Annotated in this window: 15 protein-coding genes; 6 read left to right on the top strand and 9 right to left on the bottom strand. The window is 72.3% G+C overall.

Annotation, left to right across the window (positions count from 1 at the left end):
- Positions 1 to 71 precede the first annotated feature (71 nt).
- On the bottom strand, positions 72 to 734 hold the full coding sequence (locus ABZ906_RS38185) for a response regulator transcription factor (RefSeq protein ID WP_361390612.1): 663 nt from the start codon (positions 732 to 734) through the stop codon (positions 72 to 74).
- 14 nt (positions 735 to 748) lie between these two features.
- Positions 749 to 1969, bottom strand: a complete 1221-nt coding sequence (locus ABZ906_RS38180) for a histidine kinase (RefSeq protein ID WP_361195516.1) — start codon at positions 1967 to 1969, stop codon at positions 749 to 751.
- A 108-nt stretch (positions 1970 to 2077) separates the two neighbouring features.
- Here ABZ906_RS38180 and ABZ906_RS38175 point away from each other — a divergent pair, with 108 nt between their 5' ends.
- The 3 genes from ABZ906_RS38175 (at position 2078) to ABZ906_RS38165 (ending at position 4371) form a co-directional block, all read left to right on the top strand.
- Positions 2078 to 3010, top strand: coding sequence for an ATP-binding cassette domain-containing protein (locus ABZ906_RS38175; RefSeq protein WP_361390610.1), 933 nt, complete (start codon positions 2078 to 2080; stop codon positions 3008 to 3010).
- A 2-nt stretch (positions 3011 to 3012) separates the two neighbouring features.
- A complete protein-coding gene (locus ABZ906_RS38170; protein WP_361390608.1) occupies positions 3013 to 3750 on the top strand; it encodes an ABC transporter permease in 738 nt (245 codons plus the stop codon).
- Between the two features lie 75 nt (positions 3751 to 3825).
- Positions 3826 to 4371, top strand: coding sequence for a hypothetical protein (locus tag ABZ906_RS38165; RefSeq protein ID WP_361390606.1), 546 nt, complete (start codon positions 3826 to 3828; stop codon positions 4369 to 4371).
- Here ABZ906_RS38165 and ABZ906_RS38160 read toward each other — a convergent pair.
- The 5 genes from ABZ906_RS38160 to mutA form a co-directional block, all read right to left on the bottom strand.
- On the bottom strand, positions 4349 to 4894 hold the full coding sequence (locus ABZ906_RS38160) for a GNAT family N-acetyltransferase (RefSeq protein ID WP_361195523.1): 546 nt from the start codon (positions 4892 to 4894) through the stop codon (positions 4349 to 4351). The genes ABZ906_RS38165 and ABZ906_RS38160 overlap by 23 nt on opposite strands.
- Before the next feature lie 5 nt (positions 4895 to 4899).
- The gene (locus tag ABZ906_RS38155; protein WP_361390604.1) at positions 4900 to 5967 is read right to left on the bottom strand and encodes an enoyl-CoA hydratase/isomerase family protein; all 1068 of its coding nucleotides are present in this window, start codon (positions 5965 to 5967) and stop codon (positions 4900 to 4902) included.
- Between the two features lie 83 nt (positions 5968 to 6050).
- Positions 6051 to 7043: a methylmalonyl Co-A mutase-associated GTPase MeaB gene (gene meaB, locus ABZ906_RS38150; protein WP_361390602.1), complete on the bottom strand. Its 993-nt coding sequence runs from the start codon at positions 7041 to 7043 to the stop codon at positions 6051 to 6053.
- A 2-nt stretch (positions 7044 to 7045) separates the two neighbouring features.
- Positions 7046 to 9256 (bottom strand): methylmalonyl-CoA mutase, encoded by a 2211-nt coding sequence (gene scpA, locus ABZ906_RS38145; RefSeq protein WP_361390600.1) that lies wholly within the window; start codon positions 9254 to 9256, stop codon positions 7046 to 7048.
- Positions 9256 to 11106 carry a methylmalonyl-CoA mutase small subunit gene (gene mutA / locus ABZ906_RS38140; RefSeq protein WP_361390598.1) on the bottom strand — a complete coding sequence of 617 codons (1851 nt, stop codon included), beginning with the start codon at positions 11104 to 11106 and terminating at the stop codon, positions 9256 to 9258. Before mutA ends, scpA begins: the two co-directional genes overlap by 1 nt.
- 312 nt (positions 11107 to 11418) lie before the next feature.
- On the opposite strand from mutA, the gene ABZ906_RS38135 reads away from it, so the two are divergent.
- Together ABZ906_RS38135 and lysA are read left to right on the top strand one after the other, a co-directional pair.
- Complete coding sequence (locus ABZ906_RS38135) at positions 11419 to 11811, top strand: SAV_915 family protein (protein ID WP_361390596.1); 393 nt, start codon at positions 11419 to 11421, stop codon at positions 11809 to 11811.
- Positions 11808 to 13148, top strand: coding sequence for a diaminopimelate decarboxylase (lysA, locus tag ABZ906_RS38130; protein WP_361390594.1), 1341 nt, complete (start codon positions 11808 to 11810; stop codon positions 13146 to 13148). Before ABZ906_RS38135 ends, lysA begins: the two co-directional genes overlap by 4 nt.
- A gap of 19 nt (positions 13149 to 13167) precedes the next feature.
- On the opposite strand, the gene ABZ906_RS38125 is transcribed toward lysA, so the two are convergent.
- Together ABZ906_RS38125 and ABZ906_RS38120 are read right to left on the bottom strand one after the other, a co-directional pair.
- Positions 13168 to 13803: a response regulator transcription factor gene (locus ABZ906_RS38125; protein WP_361390740.1), complete on the bottom strand. Its 636-nt coding sequence runs from the start codon at positions 13801 to 13803 to the stop codon at positions 13168 to 13170.
- On the bottom strand, positions 13803 to 14939 hold the full coding sequence (locus ABZ906_RS38120; RefSeq protein ID WP_361390592.1) for a sensor histidine kinase: 1137 nt from the start codon (positions 14937 to 14939) through the stop codon (positions 13803 to 13805). The genes ABZ906_RS38125 and ABZ906_RS38120 overlap by 1 nt, the downstream gene beginning before the upstream one ends.
- Before the next feature lie 134 nt (positions 14940 to 15073).
- Here ABZ906_RS38120 and ABZ906_RS38115 point away from each other — a divergent pair, with 134 nt between their 5' ends.
- Positions 15074 to 15748 (top strand): DedA family protein, encoded by a 675-nt coding sequence (locus ABZ906_RS38115; protein ID WP_361390590.1) that lies wholly within the window; start codon positions 15074 to 15076, stop codon positions 15746 to 15748.
- Positions 15749 to 15755: the final 7 nt, after the last annotated feature.

Here is a 15755-nt window from a genome sequence, read left to right as displayed (position 1 = left end):
ATCGTACTCGCCGGGGGCGACCACTGCGAGTGCCGGGCCCTCCTGTGACACAGAGTGGCGACCGGTCGCGGCTATCCCGGCGCGACGAAACCGGACTCGTACGCGGTGATCACTGCCTGCGTGCGGTCGCGGGCTCCCAGTTTCGCGAGGACGGAACTCACATGGGACTTCACCGTCTCGGCGCCGACGATCAGCTCGCCCGCGATCTCCGCGTTCGACAGACCGCGCGTCATCAGGCGCAGCACGTCCGACTCCCGCTCGGTGAGCGCGGCCCGCTCGAGGGCGGCCCTGGCCGCCGTGTTGCCGGGCCGCTGCCCGTACTCGCCCGCCAGCTGCCGCACCGCCGACGGGAACAGCAGCGACTCGCCCTCGGCCACGAGCCGGACAGCGTTCACGATCTCGGCGGGACGGGCCCGCTTGAGCAGGAAACCGTCCGCGCCCGCGCGCAGCGCCTCGTACACGTACTCGTCGTTCTCGAAGGTCGTCACCACGAGGATCTTCGGCGGGTCCTGCACGGTGCGCAGAACCGCGCGCGTGGCCTCGATGCCGTCCAGGAGCGGCATCCGCACGTCCATGGCGACGACGTCGGGCCGCAGTTGCCGCACCAGAGGAATCACCGCGGCGCCGTCGGCCGCCTCGCCCACCACCTCGATGTCGGGCTGCGCCTCCAGGACGGCCCGCAGACCGGCGCGTACGAGGGGTTCGTCGTCGACGAGGAGGACAGTGACCGGCATCCGGTCAGCGTAGATCACCCGAGCGGCAGCTCGACGTGCACCTGCCATTCGCCGTCGCGGGGTCCCGTGGTGGCCCGGCCGCCGAGCAGCGTGGCCCGCTCCCGGATACCGCGCAGGCCGCTGCCGCCGCGGCCGGTGCTCTCTCCCGGCGCGGGCAGCGCGTTGCGTACGTCGATCTCCAGGGCGGTCTCGCGGACCGCAACCCGTACCTGGACCGGCACCGGCCCGGAGTGGCGCAGCACGTTCGTCAGGGCCTCCTGGAGCATGCGGTAGGCCTCGCGGGAGACGGGGCCCGGCAGGCGTTCCACGGGCCCCGACACCTCGGTGTCGACTTTCGCCCCCGAAGCCCGTGCGGATTCCAGTAGTTGGGCGGCGTCGGAGAGTGTGGGGCGCCGGCTCGCGGGCTGTTCGTCCTCCCGCAGGACGCGCAGGACACGCTCCAGGTCCTCCAGGGCCGCCCGGCCCGTCTCCTCGATCGCGCCGAGCGCCCGCTCGGTGAACCCGGCGTCGGCGGCGGCGCGTGCGGCTCCCGCCTGGACCACCGCGACGGTCAGCGCGTGGCCTATGGAATCGTGCAGTTCCCGTGCGATCCGGTTGCGTTCGAGGAGCTGTTCCGTGCGCTCCTCCAGGGCGGCGAGGCGCTCGGTGGGGGAGGGGCCGAGCAGATGCCGGGCCGCCGACGTCATCAGCCGGCCCCCGACCACCATCACCCCCAGGAGCCCCAGGATCGGGAGCGGTACGAGTAGCGCGTTCGCCGGGTTCGGCCCCGGCAGGGGAATGAGCAGCCCGGGCTCCTCGGCCTGGTCCGACGACGCCGCTCCCACCAGGGCCAGCGTGGTCCCCAGGAACTGCACCGTGAGGTAGCCCGCCAGGAAGCCGGCCTCCAGGCGCAGCACCATCCACAGCGCGGTCCTGCCGCGGTCTCGCCAGGACGCGGAGGGAGCAACGGAGATACCGGACTCCTCCTCGTCGCCCGGCACGCGCGCGTGCTGCCCCGGGAAGAGCATCAGCCGTGCCTGCAGACCCTCCGCCCTGCGCAGGAACGGCAGCAGCAGGGCGGCCGCCACCACCAGCGGGATCGGCTGCAGCGCGATCTGCACCCACTCGGCGGGCGAGGTACGGCTGAGTCCCGGCGTGATGAACGCGCCCATCAAGGGGATGGCCGAGCCGATGAGCAGATGCAGCCAGCGCGTATAGGTCACCGCGCTGGTGACCGGCCGGAAGAAGCGGGGCATCCCGTCATCGTGCCAGCCGCACACCCCCGCACGGCTCCCCCGTGAGGGGGAGACGAAGCCCCCGGCCGGGGGAAGCCCCCACCCCCGTACGGCCGCGAGTCTGGACCCATGACCAGCATCGACGTCCAAGACCTCACCAAGGAGTACGGCACCACCCGCGCGGTGGACGCACTGACCTTCACCGTCCGGCCGGGGAAGGTCACCGGGTTCCTCGGCCCCAACGGCGCCGGCAAGTCCACCACCATGCGTCTCGTCCTCGGCCTCGACCGGCCCACTTCGGGGACAGCGACCGTGGGCGGCCGCCCCTATGCGGACATCGAGGAACCCCTGCACCACGTGGGGGCCCTGCTCGACGCGCAGGCCGCGCACGGATCGCGTACCGCCCGCAATCACCTCCTCGCCCTCGCCGCGAGCAACCGCATCCCCGCACGCCGGGTGGCGGAGGTCCTCGAAGAGGCGGGTCTGGCCACCGTGGCGGGGCGCCGGATCAAGACGTTCTCGCTCGGCATGCGCCAGCGTCTGGGCATCGCGGCGGCGCTGCTCGGCGACCCGCGCGTCGTCATGCTGGACGAGCCGTCCAACGGCCTCGACCCCGAAGGGATCATCTGGATCCGCGAGCTGTTGCGGCGCCTGGCCAAAGAGGGCCGCACGGTCCTCGTCTCCAGCCATCTCATGAACGAGACGGCCACGTTCGCCGACCACCTGGTGGTCGGCGGCCGCGGCAGGCTGCTCGCCGACACCTCGATGCCCGACTTCATCGCGGCGCACAGCAGCCCGCGAGTGCGGCTGCGCACGCCGGAGAGCGAGCGGCTGCGCGGCCTCCTGACGGACAAGGGGTACGCGATGACCGCACAGGACGGCGGCCGCTGGACCGTGGAGGGCGCGAAGGCCGAGGAGATCGGGTCCATCGCCGCGGGCCACGGCATTCCCCTCCTCGAACTCTCCGACGAGCAGGCCTCACTGGAGCAGGCCTACCTCGCCCTCACGGCCGACGACACCGAGTTCGCCGCCACCGCCCCGACGCCCCGCCAGGAGGCCTGACCATGTCGACGACCGCCGTGCTCCGCTCGGAGTGGATCAAGATCAAGTCGGTGCGCGCCAGCCTCGGTTCGCTCGTCGCCGTCTTCGTGGCCACCCTGGCCGTCACCGTGCTCGCGTTCGCCACGATCGGCACGGTGGAGGCCGACAACGCCGACTACGAACCGCTCTTCGGCGCCTTCTACGCGCTCAACTTCGGCCAGATCGCCGCCATCAGCTTCGGTACGACGGCGATGTCCTCCGAGTATCTGAACGGCGCGCTGCGGATCTCGCTCTCCGCGGTGCCGCGCAGAGGACTCTTCTACGGGGCAAAGATCGCGGTGGTGGGTGCGCTCGCCCTCGGCACGGGCATCCTCACCAGCTTTGTCGCCTTCCTGTCCGGGCAGGCCTTCATGGAGGACTACGCCATCGGTCTCGGTCATGACGGTGCCGTCAGGGCCTGCGTCGGCGGCGGCATCTACCTCGCACTCATGGCGCTGCTCGCCGCGGGCCTGACCGTGGTGCTGCGCAGCGGGGTCGCGGTCCTGAGCATCCTCATCCCGTTCACGCTCATCGTGTCCTTCGTGGTCGGGGACGTCGCGAGCGGCGTCGCGGGCTTCCTGCCGGACCGGGCGGGCCAGCAGATACTCCACGAGAACCCGACGGGAACTCTCGGACCCTGGGCGGGACTTGCCGTCACGGCGGCGTGGGCGGCCGTCTCGCTCCTTGCGGGCTGGTGGGCGGTGCGGCGGCGCGACGCGTGAGCCGCGTGTCCGGATGGTGACGCCGGGGGACTGACGGGGGCCCAGTTGTCAGTGGCGGCCGCTTTACTGGATGGCATGAGTACCGCACAGCATCTCGCCGCGATCGACCTGCTGCGCTCACGGGAGTTCCCCGCGGAGCACGGCAGGTCGCAGGACGGCGACGGCGGTCCGGGGTATCGCATCGCCGAGTTGATGACGAGCGACGGCTTCTGGGAGGACGACGGCACGCGGTGGGAGGCGACCGCGGATCAGTACGAGGCCGAGCGCGACGGCCTCTCGGTCCTCCTCGCCGACCGCTGGGGAGCGCCGCAGATATTCCGCTTGGAGAGCCTCTTCGAGCGGACACTGAGCGGCGACGAGGACTGGTCGGGCGAAGACGGGTCGGACGAAGACGGGTCGGACGAAGACGGGTCGGGCGGGGACGGGTCGGGCGGGGACGCGGCAGGCGAAGAAGCGGCGGGCGAGGACATACCGGAGCCGTGGAGCTCGCTCAGCTCCTCGGTGCCGGACCTGCACCTCTGGCGGGCCGACGGGAGATGGATCGCCCTCGGCGTCTCCCAGTGGGACAGGGAACTGCCCTTCCAGCTCCTCGCCGTGGTCACGGAGATCGATCCCCCGTAGCGGGCGCGTCCAGGACATGGATGCGTATGGGGCGACCGCAGTGATGGTCGACGGCGCCCCGCTCCACGCGCATCCCGAGCTTGTTCATGACGCGTTCCGAGGCGTTGTTGCCCACCTGGACGATGCTGACGACCCGCTCGAGACCGGCCTCGGTGAAGGCGAAGTCCAGGGCGGCGCGTGCCGCCTCGGTGGCCAGGCCCTGCCCCCAGAAGGGAGGCCCGAACCGCCAGCCGATCTCCACCGCGGGCAGCACCTCGGGGAGGTAGTGCGGCACGGAGAGCCCGGTGAACCCGGCGAGTTCACCCGTGGCGCGGATCTCCACCGCGAAGAGCCCGAAGCCCTCGGTCTCCCACTCGTGCTCCCACATCGCGATGCGGTCCCGGGTCTGTTGCTGTCCCTCGTGGACGGATCCGTCGCCGATCCACCGCATCACCCGGGGATCGGAGTTGATGACGGTCATGGGTGCGACGTCCGTCTCGCGCCAGCGCCGGAGCAGCAGGCGGGGCGTCTGGATCAGGGGCACCGCGGTCAGCCCCGTCCGGGGGCCAGGCCGAGCTCGTCGCCTTCGCGCGGCCGGAAGTGGCGGTCCACGTCCGCGTCGGTCACCTGCGAGAGTTCGGCGGGGGACCAGTGCGGATCACGGTCCTTGTCGACGACCTGGGCGCGGATGCCCTCCACCATGTCCGGTGCGGTGATCGCCGTCGCCGAGACGCGGTACTCCTGGTCGAGCACCTCCTCCAGCGAGGCGAGGGCGCGCGCCCGGCGCAGGGCGGCGAGCGTGACCTTCAGGGAGGTCGGCGACTTGCCGAGGACGGTCTCCGCGGCCTCCTTCGCCGCGCGCTCGCCCGAGTCGTACAGCCGGTCCACGATCTCCTCCACGGAGTCGGCGCAGTAGCAGGCGTCGATCCACTCGCGATGGGCGGCGAGTTCACCGCCGGGCGCGGCAGTGGCGTACCGCGCGACCACCTCGCTCACGTCGGCGTCGGCCAGCGCGGCGGTGAACTCCGGCAGGCGCTCCGAGGGTACGTAGTGGTCGGCGAGGCCGCACAGCAGGGCGTCGCCCGCTCCGACCGCCGAACCGGTCAGGGCGAGGTGGGTGCCCAGTTCGCCGGGCGTGCGCGTCAGCAGATACGTACCGCCGACGTCCGGCACGAAGCCGATCCCGGTCTCCGGCATGGCGATTCTGGAGCGCTCGGTGACGATCCGCACGCTGCCGTGCGCCGAGACGCCGACTCCGCCGCCCATCACGATCCCGTCCATCACGGCGACGTACGGCTTCGGGAAGCGGGCGATACGGGCGTTGAGCCGGTACTCGTCGCGCCAGAAAGCCACGGACGCGGTGCCGCCGCCCGCGCGGATGTCGTCGTGGATGGACCGGATGTCGCCCCCGGCGCAGAGACCGCGGGTCCCGTTGCCGGTGAGGACGACGGTGCGGATGTCGTCCGCCCGCTCCCACGCGGACAGGGCCTCGTCCATCAGGCGGACCATGGCGTGGTTCAGGGCGTTGATCGCCCGGGGGCGGTTGAGGGTGATGTGGCCTGCGCGGCCCTCGACGTGCTGGAGGACGGGGGCTTCGTCGTTGGCTGCTGTGGTCATGGGGTCAATCTAGACCGCCGCTTCGCGGCGGATGTTTCCCGCCCACCCGACCGAGCACCCGGCATCACATCCCCACCGAAGGGCTAGTCACCCCCCTGAAACGCCCCCAGAATCCTCTCCGCCGCCAGCGTCGCCGTCAGGGTGCCCTCCCGTACCTGCTGCTCCAGGTCAGGGGCCAGTTCCCGTACCGCCTCATGCCCCCGCAGCCGGTCGAGGAGTTCGTCCCGCACCATCGTCCACGTCCAGTCGACCTGCTGGTCGCGTCGCTTGGCGGCGAGGCGGCCCGTGGAGTCCAGGAGCGAACGGTGCTGCTCCAGGCGGTCCCACACCTCGTCGAGGCCGCTGGATTCCCGGGCGCTGCAACTGAGCACCGGGGGAGTCCACGCCGCGTCCGCCGGATGCATGAGCCGCAGCGCGCCCGCCAGTTCACGCGCCGCCGAGCGCGCGTCACGCTCGTGCGGGCCGTCCGCCTTGTTGATGGCGAGGACGTCCGCGAGTTCGAGCACGCCCTTCTTGATGCCCTGCAACTGGTCGCCGGTGCGGGCCAGGGAGAGCAGCAGGAACGAGTCGACCATGTTCGCGACCGCCGTCTCCGACTGGCCCACGCCCACGGTCTCCACGAGCACGACGTCGTAGCCCGCCGCCTCCATCACCACGATGGACTCGCGCGTGGCCTTCGCGACCCCGCCGAGCGTCCCGGCGGTGGGCGAGGGGCGCACGAAGGCCGCCGGGTCCACCGCGAGGCGTTCCATCCGCGTCTTGTCGCCGAGGATCGAACCGCCCGTGCGGGTCGACGACGGGTCGACGGCGAGCACCGCGACCCGGTGCCCGAGCCCGGTCAGCATCGTGCCGAGCGCGTCGATGAACGTGGACTTGCCCACGCCGGGCACGCCGCTGATGCCGATCCGCCGCGCCCGCCCGCTGTGCGGAAGCAGCTGGGTCAGCAACTCCTGGGCGAGCGCCCGGTGTTGCGGCCGGGTCGACTCGACGAGCGTGATGGCGCGCGCGATCTGCGCCCGCTTCCCGTCGAGCACGCCCTTCACGTACGCGTCGATGTCGATCCGCGGCGCCGCCATGCTCACAGCTCGTGGCCGAGGTCGGCCGCCAGCCGCTTCACCAGGTCGTACGCGGCGTCCGGGATCACCGTGCCCGGCGGGAAGACGGCCGCCGCGCCCATCTCCAGCAAGGTCGGCACGTCCTGCGGCGGGATCACGCCGCCCACGACGATCATGATGTCCTCGCGTCCCTCGGCGGCCAGCTCCGCGCGCAGCGCCGGTACGAGCGTGAGGTGCCCGGCGGCGAGCGACGAGACGCCGACGATGTGCACGTCGGCCTCGACGGCCTGGCGCGCGACCTCGGCCGGAGTCTGGAACAGCGGGCCCACGTCCACGTCGAAGCCGAGGTCGGCGAAGGCGGTGGCGATGACCTTCTGGCCGCGGTCGTGGCCGTCCTGGCCCATCTTGGCGACCAGGATGCGCGGCCGGCGCCCCTCGGCCTCCTCGAAGGACCCGACGAGGGTGCGGGTGCGTTCCACGGACGGGGACGATCCTGCTTCGGTGCGGTACACACCGGAGATCGTACGGATCTGCCCCGCGTGCCGCCCGTACGAGGACTCCAGGGCGTCGGAGATCTCGCCGACCGTCGCCTTCGCGCGGGCCGCGTCGACCGCGAGCGCGAGGAGGTTGCCCTCCAGGCCCGGACCGGGGTCGCGCCCGGCCGCCGCGGTGAGCGCCCGCAGCGCGTCCTGGCAGGCCGCCTCGTCGCGCTCCTCGCGCAGCCGCTTCAGCTTGGCGATCTGCTGGGCGCGCACCGAGGAGTTGTCGACCTTCAGGACGTCGATCTGCTCGTCGGTCTCCACGCGGTACTTGTTGACGCCGATCACGGGCTGGCGCCCCGAGTCGATGCGGGCCTGCGTACGGGCCGCGGCCTCCTCGACGCGCAGCTTCGGGATGCCCGCGTCGATGGCCTGCGCCATGCCGCCCGCCGCCTCGACCTCCTCGATGTGCTGCCAGGCGCGCCGCGCCAGGTCGTGCGTCAGCTTCTCGACGTACGCGCTGCCGCCCCACGGGTCGATCGTCCGCGTGGTGCCCGACTCCTGCTGGATGAGCAGCTGGGTGTTGCGGGCGATGCGCGCGGAGAAGTCGGTGGGCAGGGCGAGCGCCTCGTCCAGGGCGTTCGTGTGCAGCGACTGGGTGTGGCCCTGCGTCGCGGCCATCGCCTCGACGCACGTACGCGTGACGTTGTTGAACACGTCCTGCGCGGTCAGCGACCAGCCCGATGTCTGCGAATGGGTGCGCAGCGAGAGCGACTTGGGGTTCTTCGGGTCGAACTGCTTGACCAGCTTCGCCCACAGCAGGCGCGCCGCGCGGAGCTTGGCGACCTCCATGAAGAAGTTCATGCCGATCGCCCAGAAGAAGGAGAGCCGCGGCGCGAACGCGTCGACGTCCAGGCCCGCTTCCTGCCCGGCCCGCAGATACTCCACGCCGTCGGCGAGGGTGTACGCGAGCTCCAGGTCGGCCGTCGCTCCGGCCTCCTGGATGTGATAGCCGGAGATCGAGATGGAGTTGTAGCGCGGCATCTTCTGCGAGGTGTACGCGAAGATGTCGGAGATGATCCGCATCGAGGGCTTGGGCGGATAGATGTAGGTGTTGCGGACCATGAACTCTTTGAGGATGTCGTTCTGGATGGTCCCGGCCAGCTTCTCGGGCGCCACGCCCTGCTCCTCGGCGGCCACGATGTAGAGCGCCAGTACGGGAAGCACGGCGCCGTTCATCGTCATCGACACCGTCATCTTGTCCAGCGGAATGCCGTCGAAGAGCTGACGCATGTCGTAGATCGAGTCGATCGCCACGCCCGCCATGCCGACGTCGCCCGTCACCCGCGGGTGGTCACTGTCGTAGCCGCGGTGGGTCGGCAGGTCGAAGGCGACCGAGAGGCCCTTCTGTCCGGCCGCGAGGTTGCGGCGGTAGAAGGCGTTGGACTCCTCGGCGGTGGAGAACCCCGCGTACTGCCGGATCGTCCAGGGCTGGTTGACGTACATCGTGGGGTAGGGGCCGCGCAGGTAGGGCGCGACACCCGGATACGTCTCCAGGAAGTCGAGGCCTTCGAGGTCGGCGCCCGTGTAGAGCGGCTTGACCGCGATGCCCTCCGGGGTCTCCCACAGGAGGTCGTCGTCGGCCTTGCCGGTGGACTCCTTGACGGCGCTGCGCCACTGGTCCTTGGAGACGGCGGAGGCCTCGGACGGGGCGTCCGGCGTCAGGCCGACACCGGAGAAGTCGGGGATCGCCATTACGCCACTCCCATGTGGTCGAGGGTGGAGGAGAGCACGGACACGGCGTCGCAGCCCGCGAAGACGTACGCGTCGACCGCCGTGTACTCGGCGGGGCGCCCCGCGAGGAACACCCGCCGGGCACCGGCCGCCTTGAGCGCTTCGGCGACCTCGGCGGCCTGCTCCTCGTAGAGCGCGTCGCTGGAGCACAGGCACGCCACCGTGGCACCGCTGGCCCTGAACGCGTCGGCTGCCGTCGTCGCGTCCACCGTCACCGGGTCGTGCACGGCTTCGATGCCGCCCGCCTGGAAGAGGTTGGAGGCGAAGGAGGCCCGTGCGCTGTGCGCGGCGGCCGAGCCGAGCGCGGCGAGGAACACCTTGGGGCGGGCTCCCGTCGCGGCGAGGTGGGCGTCCGAGCGCGAGCGCAGGGTCTCGTACGCCTCGTCGCGGCGCACGCGCGGCAGACCGCCCGTCGCTTCGGCGGGCGAGGCCACGCGCTCGACCGGACGCTCCGTCAGGTTCGGGAACTCGCTGACGCCGGTGATCGGTTCACGCCGCTTGGCCAGCTTCTCGCTGCGCTTCGCCCAGGTGGCGGCGAGGCGTTCGCCGATCAGGCCGGAGCGCAGGGCCGCCGCCTGACCGCCCGCGCGCTCGATCTCCTGGAAGAACTCCCAGCCCGCGTGGGCCAGTTCGTCCGTGAGCCGTTCCACGTACCAGGAGCCGCCCGCCGGGTCGATGACGCGGGCGAGGTGCGACTCCTCCAGGAGGATCGTCGAGGTGTTGCGGGCGATGCGGCGCGCGAACGCGTCCGGCAGGCCGAGCGAGTGGTCGAAGGGCAGGACGGTCACCGAGTCCGCGCCGCCGACGCCCGCACCGAGGCAGGCCACCGTCGTGCGCAGCATGTTCACCCACGGGTCGCGGCGCGACATCATCACCGGCGAGGTCACGGCGTGCTGGCGCTGCGCGCCCGCCTCCGGGGCGCCGCTGACCTCGGCCACGCGGGCCCAGAGCCGCCGCGCCGCGCGCAGCTTGGCGATGGTCAGGAACTGATCGGCGGTGGCCGCGTACCGGAACTCCAGCTGGGCGCAGGCCGCGTCGACCGTGAGCCCGGCTCCCGTCAGCTCGCGCAGGTAGGCGACCGCCGTGGCGAGCGAGGCGCCCAGCTCCTGAGCGGCCGAGCCGCCCGCCTCGTGGTACGGCAGGGCGTCGACGGTCAGCGCGCGCAGGTTCGGGTACTCCCGGCCGCACACCCCCGCCAGTTCGATCGCGACGGCCGGGTCAAGGCGCTCGCCGGTGCGGGCCTCGTGGCCGAGGGGGTCCGCGCCGAGGGTGCCGCGCGCCGCGTCCTTGGGGACGCCCCGCTCCTCGTAGAGCCGGAACAACTCACGCGCCGCGGGCCCCGCTTCGCCGCCCGCGTCCAGGGCGACGGGCGCCAGGTCGAGATAGACGCCGTCGAGGGCGCGCGCGACGCCGGACACCGGGAGTGCGCCGGGGCCGACGCCGAGCCACAGCGAGGTGACGCCGTTCTCCAGGTCCGCGAGCACGGTCTCGTTCGTAGCGGCCGGGTCCGTGGTCGCATGCCGCTGCCGTACGTCCCAGCCGGCCGCGGCACTGCCCGCGGCGGTGCCGCCCCTGACAAAGGGGGCGAAACCCGGATAGCCGGCGTCAGGCGCGGTTTCACGGGCGGTGTACAGCGGGCGGGTGCTGAGCCCGTCCTCGAGTGCGGTGGACAGCGCTTCCTCGGCGGCCGGCCCCGATACGTCCTTACCCGATTTGCGCAGCACGCCTTCCACCAGGCGCTGCCACTGCTCATGGGTCGCATCAGGGAACTCGGCGGCCAGGGAAAGCCCGTCGTCAGGCAGGACCGTCATGCGCATGATGCTAGGGCGCAACCCCTGGCACTGGGTGCCGTACAGGGCTGTGACCTTGGCCTCTTCCGAACACTATTGATCTCAAAAGAGCGGGCGGCTACGGCGGGGCGGGTCCCGGAGCGCTCCGCCGGAAGACGGCTAGGTCAGGCCCGTCAAGCCCTCGTCAACGCGGGACCCGCCACCGTCAACGTCCCGTCATGGAGGGCGGGTGGCACTCGGGGCCGGGCATAGCTTCGGTACAGGCCCCCTGGTTCCTCACCGGAGCCCCGGGGGACCACCGCTCACCGAGCAGGACGCCCAAGGAGGAACCCCATGGCAGAGATCCAGTGCGGCGAGGACCCCGAGCCCTGCGAACCCGGCCCGGCCGGACCGCTCTTCGTCCCCGTCCGGCCGGGACCCGCGGGCTGCGTCGCCCGCCTGTTCCGCACCCCCGTCGGCGCCCGTACCGCCGTCGCCTTCACCGCCCCCGAACGGCTGAGCGCGGCCCTCGGCGCCCGCCAGGCCTGGATCAGGCTCTCGGAGCCCGCGCTGCGGGCGCTCACCGAGCCGCTCGGCGTCCGCGAGGTCACCGTCGACCCCCGCCTCGCGGCCCACCCCGTCGCCGCACCCGAGCGGCGCGTCCCCGCCTGGCGCGAAGGGGACCGCGACGCGGTCGGCGCGCTGCGCGTGACCGGGGCCGCCGCGATGGTCGGGAGCCTGTCATGACCACCCTGCACGAACCCGTGGCCCCGGCCGCCACCGCCGACGACGACCTGTCCGTCTGGCCCGCGACCACCGCACGCCTGGCGCACGGCGACCTCGCCGTCGGCGGCGTACCGCTCACCGAGATCGCCGGGCGCTTCGGCACCCCGGCCTACCTCGTCGACGAGGACGACGTACGCACCCGCTGCCGCACCTACCTGCACGCCTTCCCCGGCGCCGAGGTGCACTACGCCGCCAAGGCCTTCCTCTGCCGCGCGATGGCCCACTGGGTCGCGCAGGAGGGGCTCGGGCTCGACGTCTGCTCGGCGGGCGAGCTCGAACTCGCGGTGACCACGGGCTTTCCCGCCGAGCGCATCGTGCTGCACGGCAACGCCAAGAGCCCGCACGACCTGCACGCCGCGCTACGGCTCGGCGTCGGGCGTATCGTCATCGACAGCGCGTCCGAGATCGCGCGGCTCGCGGCGGCCGTACCGCCGGGCAGCCGCCAGAAGGTGATGGTCCGGGTGGTGCCGGGCATCGCGGCGGGCGGCCACGCCAAGATCCGCACCGGCACCGACGACCAGAAGTTCGGCCTGTCGATCGCCGACGGCTCCGCACAGCACGCCATCGCCCGCATCATCGGCCAGCCCGGACTCGAACTGACCGGCCTGCACTGCCACTTGGGCTCGCAGATCACCACCGACAAGCCGTTCCTCGCCGCCGTGCGCCGCCTGGTCGGCCTGATGGCCCGCATCAAGGACCAGCGCGGCCTGACCCTGCCCGAACTGGACCTCGGCGGCGGCCACGGCATCGCCTACCGCCCCGGCGAGGCGGCCCTCGACATCACCGCACTCGCCCGCAAGGTGCGCGCCGAACTGACCCGGAGCTGCGCGGCGGCCGGACTCACCGTGCCCAAGCTGCTCATCGAACCGGGCCGCGCCATCGCGGGCCCCGCGGGAGTGGCCCTCTACCACGTGCTCGCCGTCAAGCGGACCGGCGGACGCACCTTCGTCGCCGTGGACGGCGGGATGAGCGACAACCCGCGTCCCGCGCTCTACGGCGTGCGGTACGCGCCGCGCCTGATCGGCAGGCACTCCACCACCCCGCCCGAGCCGGTGACCGTCGTCGGACGGCACTGCGAGGCAGGCGACGTGCTCGCATCCGACGTTCGACTGCCGGGCGACGTACGGCCGGGAGACATCCTGGGGGTGCCGGTGGCCGGTGCGTACCACCTCTCGATGGCGTCCGGCTACAACCTCGTCGGGCGCCCGCCGGTGGTGGCGGTCGCCGGCGGGCACGCGCGGCTCCTGGTGCGGCGCGAGTCCCTGGAGGACTTCCGCAGCAGGGACGTCGGCCTGTAGCTCCGGGGCTCCGTGCCCCTCAGGAGCCGAGATAGCGCAGGACGGCGAGCACCCGGCGGCTGTACCCGGTCGTCCCGGCCAGCTCCAGCTTGTCGAAGATCGCGGCGATGTACTTCTCGACGGCACTCTGCGAGACGTGCAACTGCCCGGCGATCGCCGCGTTCGTGTGCCCCTGCGCCATCTTGCCGAGCACCTCCCGCTCCCGCGGGGTAAGACGCTGGAGCGGGTCGGTGTGGCTGCTGAGGGTCAGGAGCTGCCGTACGACCTCCGGGTCGAAGGCCGTCTGACCCGAAGCGACCCGCTCCAGGGCGTCCAGGAACTCGTCGACCTGGACGACCCGGTCCTTGAGCAGATAGCCGACGCCCTCGGTGGCCGTGGTCAACAGCTCGGTGGCGTAACGGCGTTCGACGTACTGGGACAGGACGAGGACGCTCGTCTCCGGCCACTTCGCCCGGATTTCGAGTGCGGCCCGCAGCCCCTCGTCCGTGTGCGTGGGCGGCATGCGTACGTCGATCACGGCGGCGTCCGGCGGATCGTCCGCGACGGCGGCGAGCAGCGCCCGCGCGTCACCCACCGAGGCCGTGACGGTGTGCCCCTCGTCCGCGAGCAGCCGGGCCAGGCCCTCCCGCAGCAGCGTCGAGTCGTCGGCGAGCATTACGCGCATGGCAGCTCCGCGGTGATCAGGGTGGGCCCTCCGGCGGGGCTGGCCACGGTGAGGGTGCCGTCCAGGGCGGCCACGCGCCGGGCGAGCCCGAGCAGACCGCCGCCGGACGGATCGGCGCCGCCCCGCCCGTCGTCCTCGACCCGCAGACGCAGCGAGCCGTTCCGCTGCTCGGCACGGACGGTGACGAGGGTGGCGCCGGAGTGCTTGACGGCGTTGGTGACGGCTTCGGCCGCGACGAAGTACGCCACGGCCTGCGCGGTCGGCGGAGGGGTCGCACGCAGGTCGCAGTCGAGTCGTACGGGGATCGCCGCACGCTCGGCGACCGTCTCCAGGGCGGCCGCGAGCCCGCCTTCGTCGAGGGCGGCGGGGTAGATGCGCCAGGCGACGTCCCGCAGCTCTACCAGGGCCTGCTGTGTCTCCTCGTGCGCCTGCGCCAGGAGCCGGGCCGACTTCTGCGGATCGGCGGCGCGCCGGGCCCGGCCCAGGAGCATGCCGAGGGCGACGATCCGCTGCTGGACGCCGTCGTGCAGATCGCGTTCGACGCGGCGCCGCTCGTCGTGCACGGCCTCGACGACTCCGGCACGGCTCGCCACGAGCTCGCCGATCCTGCGCTCCATGAGCTGACCGTCGTTCGGGCCGAGGAAACGGCGCGCATGCCGCTCGTCCGCGAGCGCGACGCCGTACGTCCCCTGGACGCACAGATAGAACAGGAAGAGGCCGGCGATCGAGGAGAGGATCAGATTGCCGGGGGCGCGGATGTCGGCGACGAACCACACCCACACCGCCACCGAGGCATACCCCGCCCCCACCAGCGCGCAGGCCAGCACGACCCCGCCGAGCAGACCCAGGGACCAGCGCGACGCGATGTAGTTCACGGCGGGGCGCCCGGTCGGCGCCGCCGCTAGCTCGGTGCCGAAGAACGCGGCCATACGGCGCCGCTCCAGGTCGGCCAGCCTGCGGGCACCGGCCACGATGCGGGCCTGCGCACCGTGCTCCGTGCGCCGCCCGAGCGTGGCGAGCAGCCACAACCCTGCCACCAGGGCGAAGGCCAGCTCGACGACCGCGGTGAGGGCACCGGCGAGTACACCGACCGTCACCCGCAGCCAGCGCCGTAGATGCGTACGCATGATCGGTCACGCTAGCCCGGGGGCCGGGACGCGCGGACTGCGGAAAACCACAATGCTGCCCTGCGGTCCACCGCACACGACGTCTGTGGCCCCCCTCATACCGCCGCGCACCGCCGTTTCCTACCGTCGAGTGCATGATCCTCAACTCGGCGTACGAAGCCACCGCCGCAGGCGAAGCACCCACCGGCGGTATCGCGGGCTGGGCCACCGACCTCATGGACACGCTCGGTGCCGTCGGCGCCGGAGTGGCCATCGCCCTGGAGAACCTGTTCCCGCCGCTGCCCAGCGAGGTGATCCTGCCGCTCGCCGGATTCGCCGCGAGCCAGGGCAAGTTCGGCCTCGTCGCGGCGCTGTTCTGGACCACGGCGGGCTCCGTGATCGGCGCGCTCGCGCTCTACGCGGTCGGCGCGCTGCTCGGCCGGGAACGCACCCTCGCCCTCGCAGCCCGCATCCCGCTCGTGAAGCCGTCGGACATCCACCGCACGGAACAGTGGTTCGCCCGGCACGGCACCAAGGCGGTCTTCTTCGGCCGGATGATCCCGGTCTTCCGCAGCATGATCTCGGTCCCCGCGGGCGTGGAGCGGATGCGGCTGCCGGTCTTCCTCGCCCTGACGACCGCGGGCAGCCTCATCTGGAACGCCGTCTTCATCCTGATCGGCCACGCGCTGGGGCGGCGCTGGCACCAGGTCACCGATTTGGTGGGCCTGTACTCCAAGGGCGTGCTCGCCGTGGTGGCACTGGCGGTGCTCGCCTTCGTCGCGCTGCGCGTCCGCAGGGCGGGCAAGGGCGAGCACCGTTCGTCACGGTGACGGGCCG

The organism is Streptomyces sp. NPDC046925, assembly GCF_040644915.1.
Lineage (GTDB): Bacteria > Actinomycetota > Actinomycetes > Streptomycetales > Streptomycetaceae > Streptomyces.
Note: the sequence above shows the minus strand (reverse complement) of the source record. Positions and strands in the feature narration are given on the sequence as shown.